The 21,717-nt window shown below is 58.3% G+C and carries 17 protein-coding genes, 4 tRNA genes and 1 pseudogene; 15 read left to right on the top strand and 7 right to left on the bottom strand.

What is annotated here, in order from left to right:
- The 4 genes and pseudogenes from AAFM15_RS03290 to AAFM15_RS03275 form a co-directional block, all read left to right on the top strand.
- Positions 1–122: pseudogene (locus AAFM15_RS03290) on the top strand (acetyl-CoA carboxylase carboxyl transferase subunit alpha); the annotation flags it as partial.
- Positions 123–126: 4 nt separating this feature from the next.
- Entirely contained in the window at positions 127–1,110 is a 984-nt protein-coding gene (tilS, locus tag AAFM15_RS03285) for a tRNA lysidine(34) synthetase TilS (protein WP_341685266.1), read from the top strand.
- A gap of 7 nt (positions 1,111–1,117) precedes the next feature.
- Positions 1,118–2,386 (top strand): aspartate kinase, encoded by a 1,269-nt coding sequence (locus AAFM15_RS03280; RefSeq protein WP_341685265.1) that lies wholly within the window; start codon positions 1,118–1,120, stop codon positions 2,384–2,386.
- A gap of 12 nt (positions 2,387–2,398) precedes the next feature.
- A tRNA-Ser gene (locus AAFM15_RS03275) sits at positions 2,399–2,491 on the top strand.
- A 158-nt stretch (positions 2,492–2,649) separates the two neighbouring features.
- Here the strand turns inward: AAFM15_RS03275 and AAFM15_RS03270 are convergent.
- Both AAFM15_RS03270 and hemH read right to left on the bottom strand, forming a co-directional pair.
- Positions 2,650–3,324, bottom strand: a complete 675-nt coding sequence (locus AAFM15_RS03270; protein WP_341685264.1) for a response regulator — start codon at positions 3,322–3,324, stop codon at positions 2,650–2,652.
- A 74-nt stretch (positions 3,325–3,398) separates the two neighbouring features.
- Entirely contained in the window at positions 3,399–4,490 is a 1,092-nt protein-coding gene (hemH, locus tag AAFM15_RS03265; RefSeq protein WP_341685263.1) for a ferrochelatase, read from the bottom strand.
- Between the two features lie 18 nt (positions 4,491–4,508).
- Here hemH and AAFM15_RS03260 point away from each other — a divergent pair, with 18 nt between their 5' ends.
- Together AAFM15_RS03260 and AAFM15_RS03255 are read left to right on the top strand one after the other, a co-directional pair.
- Positions 4,509–5,225, top strand: a complete 717-nt coding sequence (locus AAFM15_RS03260; RefSeq protein ID WP_341685262.1) for an HAD-IA family hydrolase — start codon at positions 4,509–4,511, stop codon at positions 5,223–5,225.
- A complete protein-coding gene (locus tag AAFM15_RS03255) occupies positions 5,222–5,875 on the top strand; it encodes a glutathione S-transferase family protein (RefSeq protein WP_341685261.1) in 654 nt (217 codons plus the stop codon). The genes AAFM15_RS03260 and AAFM15_RS03255 overlap by 4 nt, the downstream gene beginning before the upstream one ends.
- Positions 5,876–5,888: 13 nt before the next feature.
- Here the strand turns inward: AAFM15_RS03255 and hpnD are convergent, their stop codons facing one another.
- A complete protein-coding gene (hpnD, locus tag AAFM15_RS03250) occupies positions 5,889–6,728 on the bottom strand; it encodes a presqualene diphosphate synthase HpnD (protein ID WP_341685260.1) in 840 nt (279 codons plus the stop codon).
- The gene (locus AAFM15_RS03245) at positions 6,725–7,804 is read right to left on the bottom strand and encodes a squalene/phytoene synthase family protein (RefSeq protein WP_341685259.1); all 1,080 of its coding nucleotides are present in this window, start codon (positions 7,802–7,804) and stop codon (positions 6,725–6,727) included. Before AAFM15_RS03245 ends, hpnD begins: the two co-directional genes overlap by 4 nt.
- Before the next feature lie 85 nt (positions 7,805–7,889).
- Between AAFM15_RS03245 and AAFM15_RS03240 the strand changes: the two genes are divergently transcribed.
- The 9 genes from AAFM15_RS03240 (at position 7,890) to AAFM15_RS03200 (ending at position 18,476) form a co-directional block, all read left to right on the top strand.
- Positions 7,890–8,999, top strand: coding sequence for an efflux RND transporter periplasmic adaptor subunit (locus AAFM15_RS03240; RefSeq protein WP_341685258.1), 1,110 nt, complete (start codon positions 7,890–7,892; stop codon positions 8,997–8,999).
- 1 nt (position 9,000) lies between these two features.
- On the top strand, positions 9,001–12,177 hold the full coding sequence (locus AAFM15_RS03235) for an efflux RND transporter permease subunit (RefSeq protein ID WP_341685257.1): 3,177 nt from the start codon (positions 9,001–9,003) through the stop codon (positions 12,175–12,177).
- 91 nt (positions 12,178–12,268) lie between these two features.
- Positions 12,269–12,355: transfer RNA gene (locus tag AAFM15_RS03230), tRNA-Leu, on the top strand.
- Positions 12,356–12,373: 18 nt separating this feature from the next.
- Entirely contained in the window at positions 12,374–13,684 is a 1,311-nt protein-coding gene (gene tig, locus AAFM15_RS03225) for a trigger factor (RefSeq protein ID WP_341685256.1), read from the top strand.
- Between the two features lie 112 nt (positions 13,685–13,796).
- The gene (clpP, locus tag AAFM15_RS03220) at positions 13,797–14,405 is read left to right on the top strand and encodes an ATP-dependent Clp endopeptidase proteolytic subunit ClpP (protein WP_341685255.1); all 609 of its coding nucleotides are present in this window, start codon (positions 13,797–13,799) and stop codon (positions 14,403–14,405) included.
- 117 nt (positions 14,406–14,522) lie between these two features.
- On the top strand, positions 14,523–15,788 hold the full coding sequence (gene clpX / locus AAFM15_RS03215; RefSeq protein ID WP_341685254.1) for an ATP-dependent Clp protease ATP-binding subunit ClpX: 1,266 nt from the start codon (positions 14,523–14,525) through the stop codon (positions 15,786–15,788).
- An 11-nt stretch (positions 15,789–15,799) separates the two neighbouring features.
- Positions 15,800–18,214: an endopeptidase La gene (gene lon, locus AAFM15_RS03210; protein WP_341685253.1), complete on the top strand. Its 2,415-nt coding sequence runs from the start codon at positions 15,800–15,802 to the stop codon at positions 18,212–18,214.
- Positions 18,215–18,273: 59 nt separating this feature from the next.
- Positions 18,274–18,349 (top strand) — tRNA-Gly (locus tag AAFM15_RS03205).
- A gap of 53 nt (positions 18,350–18,402) precedes the next feature.
- Positions 18,403–18,476: transfer RNA gene (locus AAFM15_RS03200), tRNA-Cys, on the top strand.
- A gap of 44 nt (positions 18,477–18,520) precedes the next feature.
- Here the strand turns inward: AAFM15_RS03200 and AAFM15_RS03195 are convergent.
- Genes AAFM15_RS03195 through AAFM15_RS03185 form a run of 3 tightly spaced genes read right to left on the bottom strand, consistent with a single transcriptional unit; the run spans position 18,521 to position 21,697 of the window.
- Complete coding sequence (locus tag AAFM15_RS03195; RefSeq protein ID WP_341685252.1) at positions 18,521–18,847, bottom strand: 2Fe-2S iron-sulfur cluster-binding protein; 327 nt, start codon at positions 18,845–18,847, stop codon at positions 18,521–18,523.
- Between the two features lie 16 nt (positions 18,848–18,863).
- The gene (locus tag AAFM15_RS03190) at positions 18,864–20,327 is read right to left on the bottom strand and encodes a glutamine synthetase family protein (protein WP_341685251.1); all 1,464 of its coding nucleotides are present in this window, start codon (positions 20,325–20,327) and stop codon (positions 18,864–18,866) included.
- Positions 20,324–21,697, bottom strand: coding sequence for an aromatic ring-hydroxylating dioxygenase subunit alpha (locus AAFM15_RS03185; RefSeq protein ID WP_341685250.1), 1,374 nt, complete (start codon positions 21,695–21,697; stop codon positions 20,324–20,326). The genes AAFM15_RS03190 and AAFM15_RS03185 overlap by 4 nt, the downstream gene beginning before the upstream one ends.
- Positions 21,698–21,717: the final 20 nt, after the last annotated feature.

The following is a 21,717-nucleotide window of genomic DNA, read 5'->3' as shown; positions in this document are numbered from 1 at the left end:
TCAAGCGCGGCCTCATTGAAAGCCTGCGCTTGGTCGACGACTTGGGCGTCAAGGCCTTGCTGGACCGCCGCTACGAGCGCTTGCAGGCCTATGGGCGATTCAGCGACACCAAAGCCGCCTGAGCCTTTGCCCACCGGGCCATGGGCCGGGCCCGATTGGGAGGCCTTCGCTCCCCCTCAACCCCTGGTGGTGGCCCTGAGCGGCGGGGCCGATTCCACCGCCTTGCTGCTGGCCTGCCACCAACGCTGGCCTGGGCAAGTGCAGGCGGTGCACGTGAACCATGGCTTGCAGGCTTCGGCCGCGAACTTTGAGCGCCATTGCCAAACCCTTTGCCAGCGGTTGGGCGTTCCCCTGAGCATTCATCGCCTGAGCCTGGCGCTGCAGCCTGGCCAGAGCCTGGAACAAGAAGCCCGACAGGCGCGCTACGAGGCCCTGGCCCGTGCGGCCTTGGCCTTGGGGCAGGGCGCGGGCGTGGTGTTGGCCCATCATGCCGACGACCAAGTGGAAACCGTGTTGCTGGCCCTGACCCGTGGCGCAGGGCTACCGGGCTTGGCCGCCATGCCCGAACGCATGGAACGCCACGGGGTGGTTTTCTGTCGCCCCTGGCTGGCCGTGCCGGGCGAGGCCATTCGCGACTGGCTGCAGCAGCAAGGCCAGCGGTGGGAAGAAGACCCCAGCAACCAAGACGAGCGCTTCACCCGCAACCGCATTCGGCATCAGGTGCTGCCCGTGTTGCAAGCCCAGTTCCCCGCCATGCGCACCACCTTTGCGCGCACGGCCCAGCATGCGGCACAGGCGCAGGCCTTGCTTTTGGAAGTGGGGCAGGCCGACTTGGCGCAGTGTGGCCAGCCGCCGCGCATTGCGGCCTTGCAAGCCTTGAGCGATGCCCGTTTGCACAACGTGTTGCGGGTGTGGCTGAACGCGCAAAACCTGCCGCCCAGCACGGCCCAATTGCAAGCGTTGGTGAGCCAAATTCGGGCCTGCCAAACGCGTGGCCATCACATCGATCTGAAGGTGGGGCAGGGGCGTGTCGTCAGGAAAGACGAAGCACTGGTTGGCTACAATCGCCCGCTTGACTTTGGGCCCGAAGCGCCCACTTCCTCTCTTTAGCAATCAAATGGCACTCATTGTTCATAAATACGGTGGCACCTCGATGGGGTCAACCGAGCGCATTTCGCAAGTGGCCAAGCGCGTGGCCAAGTGGGCGCGAGCAGGCCACCAAATGGTGGTGGTTCCCTCGGCCATGAGTGGTGAAACCAACCGCTTGCTGGGCTTGGCCAAAGAGCTGAGCCCCGGCTCCGTCACCGCCGACCAATTGCGCGAACTCGACATGCTGGCAGCCACGGGCGAGCAAGCCTCCTCGGCCCTGCTGGCCTTGGCTTTGCAAGCCGAGGGCATGCCCGCCATCAGCTTCACCGGCTGGCAAGTGCCCGTGCGCACCAACAGCGCCTACACCAAGGCCCGCATCGAATCCATCGACGATGTGCGCGTGCGCCAGGCCCTGGACTCGGGCAAGGTGGTCATCATCACGGGCTTTCAGGGCATTGATGATCAAGGCCACATCACCACCTTGGGGCGTGGCGGCTCCGACACCTCGGCCGTGGCCGTGGCAGCCGCCCTTAAAGCCCACGAGTGCCTCATTTACACCGATGTCGATGGCGTTTACACCACCGACCCGCGCGTGGTGCCCGAGGCCCGCCGCCTGAAAACGGTGAGCTTTGAAGAGATGCTGGAAATGGCCTCTTTGGGCAGCAAGGTTTTGCAAATTCGTTCGGTTGAGTTTGCAGGCAAATACAAAGTGCCTTTGCGCGTGCTGTCGAGCTTCACGCCCTGGGACATTGACATTCAAGAAGAAGCCGCATCGGGCACGCTGATCACTTTTGAGGAAGATGAACAAATGGAACAAGCCGTTGTTTCTGGCATTGCATTCAACCGCGACGAAGCCAAAATTTCTGTCATGAGCGTGCCGGACAAGCCCGGCATTGCCTATCAAATTTTGGGCGCCGTGGCACAAGCCAACATTGAAGTGGACATGATCATCCAGAACATCAGCAAGGATGGCAAAACCGACTTCAGCTTCACCGTGCACCGCAACGATTACGCGCGCGCCATTGAGCTGCTGAAAAACGAAGTTTTGCCTTCGTTGGGTTCGCCCGAAGTGACGGGCGACGCCAAGATTTGCAAGGTGTCCATCGTGGGCATTGGCATGCGCTCGCACGTGGGTGTGGCCAGCAAGATGTTCCGCTCGCTGAGCGAAGAGGGCATCAACATTCAGATGATCTCGACCTCTGAAATCAAAACCTCGGTGGTCATCGACGAGAAGTACATGGAGCTGGCGGTGCGCGCACTGCACAAGGCTTTTGACCTCGACCATAATCAGGCATAATTCCCCTCACCTGGAAACGTGACCGAGTGGCCGAAGGTGCTCCCCTGCTAAGGGAGTATGGGGTGTAGAGCCTCATCGAGGGTTCGAATCCCTCCGTTTCCGCCAAGTACAGCAAAAACGCACCCTAGGGTGCGTTTTTTTTATGCATAAAAACACCCGGCGGCTCCCCTCAAGAGCATGCGGCCGGGTGTCTGGTCTGGCGTTCAGTCGCCGACCTTGTGCCTGTAGCTGTCTTTCACCAATGCGCAATGGCTGTTTAGGTGTCAACCTGAAAGGTTGTCGTCCTGTTCGCTGGGACGGTGGAGCAGCTGCATGAAGGCCGGATCAGACATGGCCATATCAATCAATTCGGGCAGGGACTCAAATCCCATTTTTTCGAGCACCCGCGCGCGGTGGAGTTTGACGGTGGCAGGTGCGGAGCCTTTGAGTTCGCTGATTTCCTTGTTGCCAAAGCCGCGGATCATGAGGCTGCAAACCTCTCGCTCCTTGTCGGTCAGGCGTTTGTAGCGCGCGCTGATTTCGAGGGTTCGCACCAGTTGGGAATGGAGGGCACGGTCGCGGGCCAGACCTTCTTCGACAGCGTGCAGCAAAGCGGCCATGCCAAAGGGTTTGAGCAGGAACTCGATGGCACCTTGCTTCATGGCGGTCACAATTTCCTGCGGCTGGCTTTCGCCGGAAATGAAGACGATCGGTGTTTCCCGGCCGCTTTGCAGCAGTCGCTTTTGCAGCTCAATGCCATGCATTCTGGGCATGCACATGTCCAGCAGGATCACGGCTGGAGACAGTGGCAGGGAGTCGCGCAGAAATGCTTCAGGATCGCTGAAGGTCTGGACCGAATAATTGGATTGACCCAATGCAAAGGCCAAGCTGCGGCCGACTGACGGGTCGTCGTCGATCAGATAGACGTGGCCATTGAAGTCATCGAAATTCATTCCCATAGCGTAGCGCCAGATTTCGCATTGTCTGTACGCCAATTGGCGTATGGGAATTTGAAATAAATATTTCTTTGGTATTAATTTCTCGCTCCGCCGGCCAAGGCCAGCTGTTTTTGGGTTTGCAGTGCTTGCGCATCTGGGGGTGTTTGTGTCGGCCAACCTTGCAGATGTCGCATGCACAAAGCGGTCATGGCACCGATCCAGTCAGCGCGTGTGTTCAGGCAGGGTATGTAATTGAACCCTTCGCCACCAGCCTGAACGAAAGCCACCTTGGCTTCCTGCTGGATTTCTTCCAGGGTTTCCAGGCAGTCGCTGGTGAAGCCCGGGCATATCACATCCACTTTCCTGACACCCGATTGGGCCATGGAGACCAGGGCGGGCTCGGTAGCGGGTTCCAGCCATTTGGCTTTGCCAAAACGCGATTGGAAGGTAATACGGTAACCCTCCGGTGGCAATTGCAGTGCTTGGGCCAGAAGGCGGGCGGTTTTCATGCATTCGCAGTGGTAGGGGTCGCCCAGGTGCAAGGTGCGTTCGGGCACGCCATGAAAACTCATCACCAGACATTCGCCTTTGCCATGGGCTTGCCAGTGCTCGCGCACCTGGTTGGCCAGGCTCTGGATGTAGCCGGCATCGTCGTGGTAGTGGTTGATGAAGCGCAGCTCTGGCAGGTGACGGCGCTTGAGCCCCCAGCGGTAGAACTCGTCAAACACGCTGGCGGTGGTGGTGCCGCTGTATTGCGGATAGGCTGGCAGGACCAAAATGCGCTGCACGCCTTGGGCCTTGAGTTCGTTGAGGGTCTGGTCAATCGCGCTTTGCCCATAGCGCATGGCGGCACGGACGATCACGTCATGGCCTTGCTGTTGCAGCTGCTCTTGGAGCATTTGGGCTTGCTGTTCAGTGTGGACCTTGAGTGGGGAGCCTTGCTCAGTCCAGATGCTGGCGTACTTGGCAGCAGACTTGGCCGGACGCACCCGCAAGATGATGCCGTGCAGGATCAGCCACCAAATCGGCTTTGGAATCTCGACCACGCGTGAGTCGCTTAAAAACTGGCCCAGGTAGCGGCGCAGGGCCGAGGCAGTAGGGGCTTCGGGGGTACCCAGGTTGCACAAAACAACAGCGGTGCGTGCAGGGGTGCCGTGGGTATAGGGGGGTTCTTTTGCGAAAGTCATGCGTTATTCTCTTCGATCATGCTCGACCTCCAAAAAATCAGGGCCATCACCATCGATCTGGATGACACGCTTTGGCCAATCGCCCCGACGATAACCCAAGCCGAACAGGTCCTTCAGGACTGGCTGGCAGCGCATGTCCCCGCGGCCGCTGCCTTGGCCAGGCAACCTGGTGTGCGTCAGCGAATTCGGCAGACGGTTCAGCAGCAGTGGCCCGATCAGTTGCATGACCTTTCTTTCTTGCGTCTGCAAAGCCTGCGTCATTTGCTTCATGAGGCAGGCGAGGGGCAGCACCATGCTGAGCCTGCTTTTGAGGTGTTTTTTGCTGCCCGCCAGCAGGTCTGTTTGTATGACGACACCGTGCAAGCCCTTGCATTTTTAAGTGCTCGTTTGCCTGTGTTGGCCTTGTCCAACGGCAATGCCGATGTTCAGCGTATCGGCCTGGGTCGGTATTTTGTGGGGACAGTGGCTGCAAAGCATGTGGGTGTGGCCAAGCCCGATCGCGCTATTTTTGAGTACGCAGCGCAGATCTTGCGACAACCGATCGATGCCGTTTTACATGTTGGCGATGATGTGCAGCTGGATGTCTGCGCGGCTCTGGATGTAGGCATGCAGACGGTCTGGGTCAATCGGGGTGGTCATGCCTGGCACGGAGGTGACAGGCTTGCGCACCTGGAGGTGCGCGACTTGCTGCAGTTGTGTGCACAATGGCCTCAAGTTCAGGAGAACGATGGATGAGTATTCGCATTTACGGTATTGCCGCTTCGCGCGCCATTCGCCCGCTGTGGACGGCAACTGAGTTGGGTCTGGACTTCGAGCATGTCAACATGCCGTACGTTGGTGGCGCCACGCGCACGCCCGAGTTTTTGGCCATCAATCCCAATGGGCATATTCCTGCGGTGGTGGACGTGCGTCCTGAGGGGGAAGTTGTGGTGTGGGAAAGCATGGCGTGTGCGCTGTACTTGGCGAGGGTATATGGCCGCGCAGATGGGGTGGACATCAGTCCCGCCAATGCACAAGAAGAGGGGCAAGCTCTGCGTTGGAGCTTCTGGACCATGACCGAGATCGAACGTGACGCTTTGACGGTGCTGATGCACCGGATGGCGATGCCTGCTGAACAGAGAAAGCCGGAACTGGCCGATGCGGCAGAGGGGCGTTTGAAAGCACCGCTGCGTGTGCTGGAACAAGCGTTGCAGCGCCAACACGCCCAAGGTCAAGCACACCTTGGGGCAGACCGGTTTACCGTGACGGATGTGTGTGTGGCCAGTGTGGTCAACTGGGTGCGACCGGCCGAGTCGCTGATGCATGCTTATCCGGCTGTTAGCGAGTGGCTGCACCAGTGCGTTAACCGCGCTGCGCACCACAGCGCTCGCAAGCTGGGGCGCTGAGACCCCAAGGGGGTTAGAAACGTCCCAGTGCCTGCATCTTCCAAGCCAGCCACAGCTTGCGCAAAGGCGTCAGTGCAATCCGGTGCCTGAGCACGTCAAAGTTGCTGGCTTCAATTTCGCGCAGCAAGGTGCGGTAGATGCTGGCCATCATCAGGCCGGGTTTTTGGTGGCGGCGGTGTTCGCTGGGTAGCTCTTGTAGCGCTTGCTCGTACAAAGCGTGGGCGCGTTGGGCCTGAAACTGCATCAAAGCCACAAAAGCGGGACTGTGTTGGCGCTGGAGCAAGTCTTGCGCCTTCACATCAAAGCGCTGTAATTCGTCAATGGGCAGGTAGATGCGGCCACGCATGGCGTCTTCGCCGACATCGCGAATGATGTTGGTCAGCTGAAAAGCCAAACCCATGGTGTGGGCGTAAGCGTCCACACGCGGGTCTTGCGGTCCAAAAATGCGCGCTGATACTTCACCCACCACGCCCGCAACGAGATGGCAATAGTGGCGCAGTCCGGCATAGTCCAGGTAGCGGCTTTGACTCAGGTCCATGCGGCAGCCTTCCACCACGGCAAGGAGGTGCTCTGCAGTGATGGAAAAGGTTTGCGCATGCGGCATCAAGGCTTGAAGGGCGGGGTGGCTGGCCTGGCCTGCAAAGGCCTGGCGAACCTCTCGTTCCCACCAGGCCAGCTTGGTCTGGGCCACGCTGGGGTCTGAGACCTCGTCCACCACATCGTCCACTTCACGACAGAAGGCATAAAACGCGGTGATGGCGGCGCGTTGTGTGGAGGGCAGAAAAAGGAAGGCGTAATAAAAACTGCTGCCCGAGGCGGCGGCTTTTTGCTGAACGTACGCTTGTGGAGTCATGCCGACATTGTCTCACCGTGGGCGTTGGCGGGTGCTTGCAGCAGTATTTCAAAGTGGTGTTGCAAGGCCTTGCGACTGGCGCCCTGGAGAACGAGTAGCAGCAAGTGCTTTTGCAAAGTGGTGCGTGGCCATTTGAGCCGTTGCATCAGACTGAGAGTGGGTTGATGGCGCAACATGTGCAACGAGGCAGCGCCTACCAGGGCAGGAAGGGCACTGGCCAGACGCAAGCGCCAGTTGTCCAGGGCGCAGCTGTAGCGCAGTCCCTCGCGCAGGGCGTTCTCGACTTGGTCAAACCCCTGTGTTTGCAAAGGCATGAGCTGATGCAGGACCCGGACATCGCCTTGCAAGCTGGCTTGTTGCAGTTCCTGGGCTGTCAGTCCCAGGCTGTGCAAGGACTGTTCGGGAAAGTAGCATCTCCCGTCGCGCAGATCCTGTGCTGCATCGAGCAGGATGTTAAGCCTTTGCAGGCCGCAGCCGTAATGCTCACCCAAGGCGCGCATCTCTGCTTGCGGAAGTTGCAAGGCCCCGGGCAAATGGTTTTGCAGACACTCGGTCCAGAAACGCCCCACACAACCGGCCACTTGCCAGGTGTAAGTGTTGAGGTCTTCTTCGGTGCTCAGCAAGGCCAAGGGCTGCAAGCTGCGTTGCAGGTCCAGCAGCTGTCCTTGGCCAATGGGGCTCATCACACGGCGAATGGTGTCCTGATCCTGATCGGACATGTTGTTCAAAAGCTTCAGGCACTCCGGGCCCGTTTGCAAAAGTGCCCATTCTGCTGTCGGTAAGTCAGCCTGTCGGTAGACTTGGAAAAGGGCTTGCAAGGTGGGCAAGCGGTCTTCACTGCCGCCTTCAAGCGGTAAGTCAACTGCGGCCAGCCAGGCTTGCAAGGCCAACTGGCGTTGCGCAGCAGGCACGAACGATGCGTCTGCCAGGGTGTCTGAGGTACGCGCCAGCAGATAGGCCAGGCTGATCACTGGGCGAACTGACGCAGGCAAGAGTCGCAGCGACAAGCCAAAAGAGCGCGACACCTGCCCAAGCAGGAGCTGCAAAGACCCGGGAAAAGCAGGGGGGGTGGACATACCCTTGATCTTAAGCGGGCCATGCACGCGGATAAGCTGCATGCTATATTAATGACCAATCAGTCATTACTCGGATGATCCTCCCATGTTGGCAAAAAAACTCAAGCTGTTCAAAGCACTGCCCTTGTTGTGTGTGGCTTTGGTGTTAACGGGCTGTTCGCGCTCTGAAAAGGCACCGGAGCCTGTGCGTTCGGTCAAGCTGGTCAGTGTGGGGGCGTCGACAGGCGCCTTCGCGCAGGAGTATGCAGGCGAGGTCCGTGCGCAAGTGGAGTCCAAATTGGGCTTGCAGGTGTCGGGCAAGCTGCTCAGTCGCAGGGTACAGGTCGGCGAAAGGGTGCGTAAAGGCCAGGTGTTGGCCGAGATCGATGCCAAAGACTATCTGTTGGCAGAGGGAGCGGCTCAAGCGCAGCTGCGTTCGGCTCAAGTTCAGCTGGAGGTGAGTAAGGCTGAATTTGACCGGTTTGAATCGCTGCTGCGTCAAGGCTTCATCAGTCAGGCCGAGTTGGAGCGTCGCCGCGCGGCTTTGACGGCTGCGCAAGCGCAGTGGGAGCAAGCACGCTCGCAAGCACAGGTACAAGGACATCAAGCGGGGTATACGCGACTGCTGGCCAGCCATGATGGGGTGGTGACAGCGGTCGAGGCTGAAGAGGGCCAGGTGGTCGCTGCCGGGCAGACTCTTGTGCGAGTTGCCCAGCTAGGCGCGCAAGACGCGGTGTTTGCGGTGCCCGAACAAACTGTCACCGGCATCAAACGAGGGCAGTCGATGCAGGTCGTGTGGCCTGCCGGGCAGCAACAGTGGCCAGCCCAGGTGCGGGAGGTTGCGGCCAGTGCCGATCCGGCTACGCGGACTTTTGTGGTGAAGCTGACTTTACCCAAAGAGGCTGTTGTTCCTCTGGGTTCCACGGTACATGTGTTGGCCAGTGGTAGTGGTGCAGCAGGCAGTGCGCAGCCCCTGACTGTGCCCATGACAGCTTTGCGCCAGCAGGGGGAGGGTTCGGCGGTTTGGGTGTTCGATGAAACTGGCATGGCCGTACGCAGCCAGGTCGTCAAGCTGGGCGCAGTGCAAGGCAATGATGTGCAGATTCTGCAGGGCCTCAAAGCCGGGGAAAAAGTGGTCGTGGCTGGCGTCCATGTGCTGGCTGAAGGTCAGAAGGTGAGTGTCTATGTGTCGCCAGCCGACAAGGCAGGGCAGTGACATGGCGGTTGCAGACAAACAAGGCTTCAACCTCTCGCGCTGGGCGATTGAGCACGCGGCGCTGACGCGCTACCTCATGGTGGTGCTGATGGTGCTGGGCCTGGCCTCGTACTTTCAGCTGGGGCAGGATGAAGACCCGCCGTTTACTTTCAGGGCCATGGTGGTGCGGGCTTATTGGCCGGGGGCAACAGCGCAGCAGGTTGCTGATCAGGTGACAGACAAGATCGAACGCACCCTGCAGGAAGTGCCCTATGCGGACAAGATCCGCAGTTACTCCAAGCCCGGCGAGGCGCAAATCATTTTTCAGCTCAAGGATTCTTCCAAGCCGGGAGATGTGCCACAAACCTGGTACACCGTACGCAAAAAAATTGGCGATATGCGGGGTACTTTGCCGCAAGGAGTGGTGGGGCCATTTTTCAACGATGACTTTGGCGATGTGTATGGCGTGATCTACGCCTTGCAGGGTGATGGGTTTACCCCCGCCGAGCTCAAGCAACAAGCCGACAACGTGCGTCAGGCGCTGTTGCGTGTGCAAGACGTGGCAAAGGTCGATTTGTTTGGCGTGCAGGACGAGAAGGTCTACATCGAAATTTCGCACAAGAAGCTGGCACAGATGGGGCTGGATTTGCCCTCGGTGCTGGCCCAGTTGTCGCAGCAAAATGCGATGGAGTCTGCCGGTGCGGTGCAAACCCCCGGTGATGTGGTGCAGCTGCGAGTGAGCGGGGCTTTGAACACACTCGACGAGGTGCGTGCGCTACCGGTGCGTGGACCTTCCGGACAGCAGTTTCGCCTGGCTGACTTGGCACAAGTACGTCGGGGCTATATTGATCCGGCGCAGGTGAAAGTGCGCCATGGGGGGCAAGAGGTCGTTGCCTTGGGCGTGACCATGGCCAAGGGCGGCGACATCATCGCTTTGGGCAAGGCGCTGAATGAAGCCACCGTGCGGATCGAGCAGCTGCTGCCTGCAGGCTTGCAGTTGGTGCAGGTACAAGACCAGCCGAAGGCTGTGGCCACATCGGTCAATGAATTCATCAAGGTGTTGATCGAGGCCGTGGTCATTGTGCTGGTGGTGAGCTTTTTGTCTTTGGGCTTGCACAAGCGTCCGGGTACCACGGCCAGCATGCTGCAGTTCTGGCGCCGCTGGACGCTGGACATGCGCCCTGGTCTGGTGGTGGGCATCACCATTCCACTGGTGCTGGCGGTCACGTTTTTGGCCATGCAGTACTTTGGCATTGGCTTGCACAAGATTTCGTTGGGCTCGCTCATCATTGCGCTGGGCTTGCTGGTGGATGACGCCATCATCGCGGTGGAAATGATGGTGCGCAAAATGGAGGAGGGCTATGACAAGCTGCGTGCGGCCACTTTTGCCTACGAACTTACCGCCATGCCCATGCTCACGGGCACCTTGATCACGGCGGCAGGCTTTTTGCCCATTGGTATTGCCAAGTCCACCGTGGGCGAATACACCTTTGCGATTTTTGCCGTCACGGTGATTGCGCTGCTGGTCAGTTGGGTGGCCTCGGTGTACTTCGTGCCCTACCTTGGTTCACGCTTGCTGCGTGCCCCAGCGCATGTGACAACATCCACCGCGCATGACCATGAACCGCATGAAATGTTCGATACGCCGTTTTACGAGCGTTTCCGCGCCTGGGTGACCTGGTGTGTAGAGCATCGCTGGAAAACCATTGGCATCACGCTGGCGCTGTTTGTGCTGGGCATAGTGGGTATGGGCAAAGTGCAGCAGCAGTTTTTTCCGGACTCCAGTCGCCCCGAGATTCTGGTGGACTTGTGGTTGCCCGAAGGATCATCGGTCCAGGCGAGTGAGGAGGTCGCAAAACGGGTTGAGCAGCGTTTGATGAAAGAACAGGGTGTGAGCTCGGTCACCACTTGGGTGGGCTCAGGCGTTCCACGCTTTTATTTGCCGCTGGACCAGGTGTTCCCGCAAACCAATGTGTCCCAGTTGATTGTGGTGCCCGAAACCCTGAAGCTGCGTGAGTCCTTGCGCCAGAGTCTGCCTGCAGTGCTGGCGCAGGAGTTCCCGGAGGTGCGTGCGCGCGTCAAACTGTTGCCGAATGGTCCTCCGGTGCCGTACCCGGTGCAATTCAGGGTCATGGGGCCGGACCCTGTTCAGCTGCGTTTGCTGGCCGACGAGGTCAAGGCGCAGATGCAGGGAAATCCCAATGCACGCGGGGTCAATGACAACTGGAATGAATCGATCAAGTCTGTCCGGCTGGAGGTGGATCAGGCCAAGGCTCGCGCTTTGGGCGTGAGCAGCCAGGCGATTGCCCAGGCGACCCGCACCATGACGGTGGGCACTACCGTGGCGCATCTGCGCGACGAAGACCGCTTGATTGACATTGTTTTGCGCCAGCCGCATAGCGAGAGGGATGCCTTGCAAGACCTGTCCCAGGCCTATGTGCAAACCAACAGTGGCAAGAGCGTGCCTTTGTTGCAGGTGGCGACCCCCGTATTGGGCTGGGAGCCTGGCGTCATGTGGCGCGAAGGTCGCGAATACGCCATCACCGTACAGGCCGATGTGGTCGATGGTGTTCAGGGCGCTACGGTCACGGCGCAATTGATGCCTGCCCTCAAGCAGATGGAGCAAGCCTGGCATGACAAAGGCTTGCAGCCTTATCGCATTGAAGTGGCAGGGGCGGTGGAAGAGAGCTCCAAGGGTTCTTCCTCGATTGCGGCGGGCATGCCCATCATGCTGTTCATCACCTTTACCCTGCTGATGCTGCAGTTGCAAAGCTTCAGTCGCGCCATGCTGGTGTTCCTCACGGGGCCGTTGGGCATGGCGGGGGTGGCTGCGGCCTTGCTGGCGCTGGACAGACCGTTTGGTTTTGTCGCCTTGCTGGGGGTGATCGCTCTGATGGGCATGATTCAACGCAATTCGGTGATCCTGATTGACCAGATCGAGCAAGACCGTTCCAGTGGCGTGCCCGATTGGCAGGCCATTGTGGAGTCGGCCGTACGCCGTCTGCGCCCCATTGTGCTGACAGCTGCGGCAGCGGTCCTGGCCATGATTCCGCTCTCGCGCAGCGTGTTCTGGGGGCCCATGGCGGTGGCCATCATGGGGGGGCTGATTGTGGCCACAGCCCTGACGCTGCTGGCTTTGCCAGCCATGTACGCGGCCTGGTTCAAGGTGGAGCGCCCCAGCAGGATGAAACTCCAGTGAGGGCCCGACCGGAGCGGCTAGAATAATGGGTTGACCGATTTCACGCGGGTGGTCAGGAAAAAGCACCTGTCCGCCCGTTTTGTTTGGACCCGCGCGGGTGGCGAAATTGGTAGACGCACCAGGTTTAGGTCCTGACGGTGGCAACACTGTGGGGGTTCGAGTCCCCCCCCGCGCACCATTAACTCAGAGAAGCAACATGACTGTGACTGTTGAAACCCTTGAAAAGCTGGAACGCAAGATCACGCTGAGCGTGCCCGTCACCAGCATCCAGACCGAAGTGGACGCCCGACTGAAAAAGCTGGCCCGCACCGTCAAGATGGACGGTTTCCGTCCTGGCAAGGTGCCCATGAATGTGGTGGCTCAGCGTTACGGCTATTCCGTGCAATATGAAGTGCTCAACGACAAAGTCGGTGAAGCGTTTGCCCAAGCTGCCAATGAAGCCAAAGTGCGCGTGGCGGGCCAGCCCCGTATTTCCGAAAAAGAAGGCGCTCCCGAAGGTGAACTGACCTTTGACGCCATTTTCGAGGTGTACCCCGATGTCAAACTGGCCGACTTGTCGAGCGTGGAGGTGGAAAAAGCCACTGCTTCCGTCAGCGACGAAGCGATCGACAAGACCGTGGACATCCTGCGCAAGCAGCGCCGTACGTTTGCACAGCGTGCTCAGGCTGATGCTGCTGTGGACGGTGACCGCGTCACTATCGACTTCGAAGGCAAGATCGACGGCGAACCCTTTGCCGGCGGCAAGGCCGAAGACTTCCAGTTCCTGGTGGGTGAAGGCCAAATGCTCAAGGAGTTTGAAGACGCGGTGCGTGGCATGAAGTCCGGCGAGAGCAAGACTTTCCCCCTGGCTTTCCCCGCCGACTACCACGGCAAGGATGTGGCTGGTAAAACCGCCGACTTCCTGGTGACGGTCAAGAAAATCGAGGCCGCTCACCTGCCCGAAGTCAATGAAGCACTGGCCAAGTCCTTGGGCATTGCCGACGGCACCGTCGAAGGCCTGCGCGCCGACATCCGCAAGAACCTGGAGCGCGAAGTCAAGTTCCGCTTGCTCTCGCGCAACAAGGCAGCAGCCATGGAAGCCCTGGTGTCCAAGGCCGAGCTGGACCTGCCGCAGGCCATTGTGCAGTCCGAGGTGGAGCGTCTGAAGGAAGGCGCCCGCGCTGACCTCAAGCAACGCGGCATCAAGGACGCCGACAAGGCCCCGATTCCTGACGACATCTTCCGCCCCCAAGCCGAGCAGCGCGTGCGTCTGGGCCTGGTGGTAGCTGAGCTGGTCAAGGCCAACGACCTGCACGCCAAGCCCGAGCAGATCCGTGCCCACATCGAAGAGCTGGCGGCCAGCTACGAGCGTCCCGAAGATGTGAGCCGTTGGTACTACGGCGACAACCAGCGCCTGGCTGAAGTCGAGGCTGTGGTGATCGAGTCCAACGTGGCCGATTACGTGCTGTCTCAAGCCAAAGTGACTGAGAAGACCCTGTCTTTCGAAGAACTGATGGGACAGGCCTGATCAATTTTCAGGCTTCCTGAATTCATGGGGCTTGTTGTTCGCGCAACAAGCCCCATGTTGTTAAAGCGCATTGAAAAATGGTTACAGTAGCTGCAGTATTTTTGGAGTCAAGATGAGCGCATTGGAAACGCAAGCATTGGGCATGGTCCCGATGGTGATCGAAACCTCGGGCCGCGGCGAGCGCGCCTATGACATTTACTCGCGCCTGCTCAAAGAGCGCGTGGTGTTTCTGGTGGGCGAGGTCAATGACCATATGGCCAACCTGGTGATCGCCCAGCTCCTGTTTCTGGAAAGCGAAAATCCTGAAAAGGACATTTCCCTGTACATCAACTCGCCCGGTGGCTCTGTGAGCGCTGGCATGGCGATTTACGACACCATGAACTTCATCAAGCCTGATGTGTCCACGCTGTGCATGGGCATGGCTGCCAGCATGGGCGCTTTCCTGTTGTCGTCGGGCACCAAGGGCAAGCGTTTTTCCTTGCCCAACTCCAAGGTCATGATTCACCAGCCTTTGGGTGGCGCACGGGGTCAGGCCACCGAAATCGAAATTGCAGCGCGCGAAATCATCAAGACGCGCGAGCAGCTCAACAAGATTCTGGCGGGTAACACTGGCCAGCCCCTGAGCCGGATTGAAAACGACACCGAGCGTGACTATTACCTCTCGGCCGACGAGGCCAAAGAGTACGGTCTGGTCGACCAGGTCATTGCCAAGCGTCCTTAAGATCGACTTCTTTGACAAAGCTGGCTGAAATGGCTTTGTCTGCAGCGGCGTTTACCCCGAGGTGAGCGCCGTTTTTCTTTCGTTATGATTGCTGCATAACACAGCTAGGCAACCGATATGGCCGACAAAAAAGGCACCTCCTCCGAAAAGAACCTGTACTGCTCTTTCTGCGGCAAGAGCCAGCACGAGGTCAAGAAACTCATCGCCGGCCCATCGGTCTTTATTTGCGATGAATGTATCGATTTGTGCAACGACATCATCCGCGATGAAGTCACCGATGTTGAAGCCGGCGAGAAGGGAAAGGATGGTTTGCCCACCCCTTCCGAACTCAAGGCAAATCTGGACAACTATGTGATTGGCCAGGAAAAAGCCAAGCGCAGTCTGGCTGTAGCGGTCTATAACCACTACAAACGTCTGCGCCACAAAGAAGGCGCCAAGAAAGACGATGTCGAACTGGCCAAGAGCAATATCTTGTTGGTGGGCCCTACTGGCTCGGGCAAGACCTTGCTGGCGCAGACCATGGCCCGCATGTTGGACGTGCCCTTTGTGATGGCGGATGCCACCACGCTCACCGAGGCCGGTTATGTGGGCGAGGATGTGGAAAACATCATCTCCAAGCTGCTGCAGACCTGTAACTACGACGTCGATCGCGCGCAGCGCGGCATTGTCTATATCGACGAGATCGACAAGATCACCCGCAAGTCTGATAACCCCTCCATTACCCGTGATGTGTCGGGTGAGGGCGTACAACAAGCGCTGCTCAAGCTGATCGAAGGCACCATGGCCAGCGTACCGCCCCAAGGCGGGCGCAAGCACCCCAACCAGGACTTTTTGCAGATCGACACGACCAACATCCTGTTCATTTGTGGCGGCGCCTTTGCTGGCCTGGAAAAGGTGATTGAAAACCGTACCGAAGCCGGTGGTATTGGTTTTGGTGCGACGGTCAAGAGCAAGCAGCAACGTTCGCTGTCGGAAATGTTCAGCGAAGTCGAGCCTGAAGACCTGATCAAGTACGGCCTGATTCCCGAGTTGGTCGGCCGTTTGCCGGTTGTGGCCTCCTTGGCTGAACTGACTGAAGACGCGCTGGTCCAGATCCTGACTGAACCCAAAAACGCTGTGGTCAAGCAGTTCGCCAAGCTTTTGGGCATGGAAGGCGTGGAGCTGGAAGTGCGTGCCAACGCGCTGCATGCGATCGCCCGCAAGGCCATTGCACGCAAAACAGGTGCGCGTGGTTTGCGCTCCATCCTTGAACAAGCGCTGATCGACACCATGTTCGATTTGCCCACAATGAGCAATGTGGACAAAGTGGTGGTGGAGGAGTCCACCATCGAAGAAAACAAGGCGCCTTTGCTGGTGTATCGCGAGAGCGCCAAACAGGCTTGATGGAGGCCACCATGTCCGGACATACCCCTTTGCCCCCGACACCCCTGGATTTGCCCATGTTGCCTTTGCGCGACGTGGTGGTTTTTCCGCACATGGTCATTCCCCTTTTTGTGGGGCGCCCCAAGAGCATCAAGGCGCTGGAATTTGCCATGGCGCAGGACCGCCGTATCATGCTGCTCGCGCAAAAAACCGCGGCCAAGGATGAGCCTGCTGTTGAGGATATGTTCGCTGTTGGCTGCGTGTCCACCATCTTGCAAATGCTCAAGCTGCCTGATGGCACCGTCAAAGTGCTGGTTGAAGGGCAGCAGCGGGCCCGGGTGGAGAGCATCACCGATGGCGAGTCGCATTTTGTGGCCCACGCTGTACCGGTAACGCCCGACGAAACAGCGGCTGACAGCGAGGTCGAGGCTTTGCGCCGTGCGGTGATGCAGCAGTTTGAGCAATACGTCAAACTCAACAAGAAAATTCCGCCGGAAATCCTGACGTCGATTTCCAGCATTGACGATGCTGGCCGTTTGGCGGACACCATTGCCGCGCACTTGCCGCTCAAGCTGGAAAACAAACAGCAAGTGCTCGATCAGGTGCAAATCCGTGGTCGTCTCGAAGATCTGTTTGCACAGCTTGAACGTGAGGTGGACATCCTTAACGTGGACAAGCGTATCCGTGGCCGCGTCAAGCGCCAGATGGAGAAAAACCAGCGCGACTTCTATCTCAACGAACAGGTCAAAGCCATCCAGAAAGAGCTGGGCGAGGGCGAAGAGGGTGCTGACATCGAAGAGATCGAGAAGAAGATCAAACTCGCGAAGATGCCAGCCGAGGCCCGTAAAAAGGCCGATGCCGAGCTCAAGAAGCTCAAGCTCATGTCGCCCATGTCCGCTGAGGCTTCGGTGGTACGTAACTACATTGAAGTGTTGACCGGTTTGCCTTGGTCCAAAAAAACCAAGATCAAGCACGATTTGGGCAACGCCGAGACGGTGCTCAACGAAGATCACTACGGCCTGGAAAAGGTCAAGGACCGCATTCTTGAGTACCTTGCTGTGCAGCAGCGTGTAGACAAGGTCAAGGCCCCCATTCTGTGCCTGGTTGGGCCTCCAGGGGTGGGCAAAACCTCGTTGGGGCAATCCATTGCCAAGGCCACCGGGCGCAAGTACGTGCGCATGGCCTTGGGCGGTATGCGCGATGAGGCCGAGATCCGTGGGCACCGCCGCACCTACATTGGCGCCATGCCGGGCAAGGTGCTGCAAAGCCTGAACAAGGTCGGCGTTCGTAACCCGCTGTTTCTGCTCGACGAGATCGACAAACTGGGCACTGATTTTCGTGGTGACCCGTCCAGTGCCTTGCTGGAAGTGCTGGACCCGGAGCAGAACAATACGTTTGGCGACCATTACGTCGAGGTGGACTTTGATCTCAGCGATGTCATGTTCGTGGCGACCTCCAACTCCATGAACATTCCTCCAGCACTGCTGGACCGCATGGAAGTCATTCGTTTGTCGGGCTACACCGAAGACGAAAAGACCAGCATTGCCATGCGTTACCTGCTGCCCAAGCAGATGCAAAACAACGGCATCAAGCCCGAAGAAATGGCGGTCAGTGAAGATGCAGTGCGCGACATCGTGCGCTATTACACCCGCGAGGCTGGTGTGCGGTCGCTCGAGCGTGAGCTCTCCAAAGTTTGCCGTAAGGTGGTCAAGAGCCTGCTGCTCAAACAAATGAAGCCGCAGGTCCAAGTCACCGCTGATAACTTGCCCGACTTCCTGGGGGTGCGCAAGTACACCTATGGCCGTGCCGAGCAGAAAAATCAGGTGGGCCAGGTGGTGGGTCTGGCCTGGACCGAGGTGGGCGGCGATTTGTTGACCATCGAGGCTGCGCTCATGCCTGGAAAAGGCGTCATCACCCGTACGGGCTCCTTGGGCGATGTGATGAAGGAGTCCGTCGAAGCAGCACGCACGGTGGTCCGCAGTCGCTCGCGTATGTTGGGCATCAAGGACGAGGTGTTCGAGAAGAAAGACCTGCACATCCACGTGCCCGATGGCGCCACCCCCAAGGATGGCCCCAGTGCGGGTGCAGCCATGACCACGGCCATGGTTTCGGCTATGACTGGTATTCCCGTTCGCTGTGATGTGGCCATGACCGGCGAGATCACGCTGCGCGGCGAAGTCACGGCTATTGGCGGACTGAAAGAAAAATTGCTGGCTGCCTTGCGCGGTGGCATCAAGACGGCCTTGATTCCTGAAGAGAACGTCAAAGACTTGCAGGACATTCCCGACAACGTCAAAAGCGGCCTGGAAATTGTGCCGGTCAAATGGATTGACCAGGTGCTCGATATCGCCTTGGAGTCTCGTCCGCAACCTTTGCCGGAAGAGGTTCCGGCAGCGGCTGCTGTGGTGGTTGCAGGGGAGGCCAAAGAGGCCGCCACCAAGCACTGAAAAATTTGTTCAGGAGAAGCTCGCGAACGAGCTTTTTCTGCGTATAATTTCAAGCTCACGCGGGATTAGCTCAGTTGGTAGAGCGATACCTTGCCAAGGTATAGGTCGAGAGTTCGAGCCTCTTATCCCGCTCCAAACAAGCCAATCAAAAAAGGGAAGCAATGCTTCCCTTTTTTGTCAAAGAACAAGGCGCGGTAGCAAAGCGGTTATGCACCGGATTGCAAATCCGTGTAGGTCGGTTCGACTCCGGCCCGCGCCTCCAGTTATCTTTAAAGCCACTGCCCGAACGCAGTGGCTTTTTTGTTTTCAGTATTGGGACTGTGGCAAATCCACCTGCATGCCGTTGAGCGCGGGTGTCAGTTCAATCTGGCACGCCAATCGGCTGTTGGCTTGAGGTCTACAGGCCGCAAATTCGAGCATGCCACGCTCATCTTCTTTGGCGGTAGGCAGTTGCGACAGCCAAGGCTCTCGCACCATCACGTGGCAGGTGGCGCAGGTCAGGGTGCCACCACAATCGGCCGCGATGCCCTCAATGCCCCCGGCCAGGGCAGCCTTCATCAAGGAAGTGCCGGGTTTGGCTGTGATGGTTGTGCCTTCACTTTGCTGGTGTTCAAAAAATGTGATTTCAATCATGGGTGTTCTCTTGTGTTCATGTGCGTGAAAAGTATTCCCGGCGTTGGAACTCATCCTTATCGGTTGCGGCTTCGTAACGTTGCAGTTCGGCGCGCTTCAAGTGGATGTAGTGGGTGACAAAGTCAGCACCAAAGCCAGACGACATGGCGTAGTCGTTTTGCAGCGCTGCGAGTGCATCGGTCATGTTCGAGGGAATGCGTTGTACCGCATCGCCTTCGGCATAGGGGGACTCGGTGGCCTGAGGAGGCTCGATGGACTGACCCATGCCCGACAGACCAGCATGAATTTGCGCGGCCATGTACAGGTAAGGGTTGGCTGCTGGTTCACCCAATCGGTTCTCAATGCGCGTAGCTGCATCACCGGGCCCACCAATGACGCGCAGCATGGCCCCCCGGTTGTCAAATCCCCACAAAATGGACTGAGGGGCCAGCGCGTTGGGACGGAACCGACCGAAGCCATTGATGGTGGGTGTGCAAAACAGGGTCATGCCTGGCGCGTGTTGCAAGAGACCCGCCAAAAATTGGCTGCCCGTGGTGCTCAGGCTGTAAGAGGCATCGCGTTTATGGGTGCCTGCGGCGGGTGATTCCCGCATCAGCACGTTGTGTCCGCTTGTTGCATCCACCAAGGACTGGTGCAGGTGCCAGCCGCTGGACATGATGTGCTGAAATGGCGGGCGGCACATGAAAGTGGCGTGGTAGCCAGCGCGGCGCAAAGCTTGCTGCACGGCGCTTCGAAACAACACCATGTTGTCGGCAGCGGTCAGTGCATCGCTGGGTTCGAAAACCGCTTCAACTTGACTGGGGCCCAATTCAATTTCCAGCGAAATCAAGGGCAAGCCTAAAGCCTGTGCTGTGCGTTGAACAATACGCAGAGGCTCTTCGCTCATGTCGAACCACTGTTCTGACAGCAGGTTGTAGCCAGGATGAATCAGCGATACCTCGGGTGCAAGACCTGGCCAGGCCGCCTGAGAAGGGTCACGATCAGTTCTGGCCGTGTGGTTGTGTATGCGATAAATATGGAACTCGATTTCCAGGCCGCACATCATTTGCAGACCTTTTGCGGTCAGGCGTTCGAGCGCGCGTTGCAGTTGCCAGCGGCTGTCGAGGGTGACGGCACGCCCATCGCCAAAGAAGGGCTGGCATTGGATCCAGCCTGTTTTCTCGGCCCAGGGCAGAACATGAAAAGTCTCTGCAATGGGGTGCAGGGTCAGGTTGTTGGCGAACTCAAAGCCGGGCAGTGTGTCGTCCATGCCCGGTTCAAACACCTTGTAGGCGGTGCGGTCGGAAGTGTCTTTGAGCATGAGCGTGCTGACCATGCCAACACCATGGGTCAATGCCCGAAGGGCTGCGTTGCGTGTCAGGGTCTTGCCGCGTGTCTGGCCATGTGTGTCGCACCAGACGAAACGAACCAACTCGAGGTCGTTGTCTTCAATGGCTTGAGCACATTGGCGCAAGGCGAGTTCGCGCTCGGCGGTCGTCATGCAGAGGGCTCCGAAGTGTCCACAGCATCGCGCCAAGGCGCGTTGGCGCGTTTGGTTTTGACAGCCTGTGTCCACCAGTCACCCCAAGCCTGTGTGGGGGCAATGCCGTCCACTGTGTCGGGACCGATGCGTTTGACCGCGATATCGGTTTTAGCCATGCCCAGAGGCGTTTTGCCAGCTTCGACATCGTCAATGGCTTGCAACAACAAGCGACGGTTGGCCATGATGGCACGGTCGCTGGTGCCCAAGTGTTCGCGTGTCCTGTCCTGGATGGGCCCCATGCTTTCGCAGGCCCATTGGTCGTGGACGTTGATGTCGTCTTCGCCCATGCCCAGGTATGTGCGGCTGATTTGCTCTTGCGGGTTAAATCCCCAGTTGTTGTGCCGACCGGACTTGGGAATGTAGTCGGGCAAGGTGATGTGTCGCAGCCGCTGTTCGCGCATCACATCTTTGTCGACAGGGTCGGCAAAGCTGGTGAACATGGCGTACCAATAGGTATGGGTGTCGTCGATAGGCACATGTATCTGAGTGATTGTCATTGTTTCGGACAACGGAATCACAAAGGTGTGGGGGAAGATGGCGTTGGTGACGCGCACATGCGTCAAGGCTTCACTCATTTGGCGAAGAGCTGTCAAGCGGATGCCATAGGGCTGTGGTTCAACACGAATGTCTGGTTGATCAAACTCGCGCATCACGCGAGTCATCGGTAATCGCTGTCCATCAATTTCACCAGCGCTGGCACCACGGAACTGGCGTCCGTAGGTGTTTTCAAGCGATTCGTCAAAAAAGAATCGATGCAAAAAGGATGCGTGGGCAGGATCGACGCCGACCTCGAAGGCTTGCAACCAGTTGCAGGCCCACATACCTTTGAAAGCAAAAACATGGGAGCCAGGTGCACTCAGGCTGTCAATGGCGGGCAAGGGTGGTGGGAGCGTGTCTTCTTCGCCCAGCCAGGCAAACAGGATACCGTTTCGCTCGACAATCGGGTAATGACGCTGCCGCACATGCTGGCACAACTTGCTGCCATTGGGTTCTGCGGGCGTGTCCAAGCATTGGCCCTGGATGTCAAATTTCCAACCGTGAAATGGGCAGCGTAGACCATCGCCCTCGTTTCGGCCAAAGGACAGATCAGCTCCGCGGTGTGGGCAATCGCGGTCCAGCAAGCCAAATTCGCCTTGTTCATTCTTGAACAGCACCAGGTCTTGCCCCAGCAAGCGCACAGCTTTGACAGGACGAATCGCCATATGCGGGTCGAGCGAAGGATTGAATTCATCCACCAAGGCGACAGGTTGCCAGTAGTGGCGCATCAGTTTGCCGCAGGGGGTGTCAGGGCCAATACGGGTGATGCGTTCGTTGATGTCTGCTTTCATTTTGTCTCCATTTTCCAAAA

The organism is Limnohabitans sp., from assembly GCF_038134685.1.
Taxonomy (GTDB): Bacteria; Pseudomonadota; Gammaproteobacteria; order Burkholderiales; family Burkholderiaceae_C; genus Limnohabitans_A.
The sequence above is the reverse complement of the archived record's forward strand: the minus strand, read 5'-3'. Positions and strand labels throughout refer to the sequence as shown.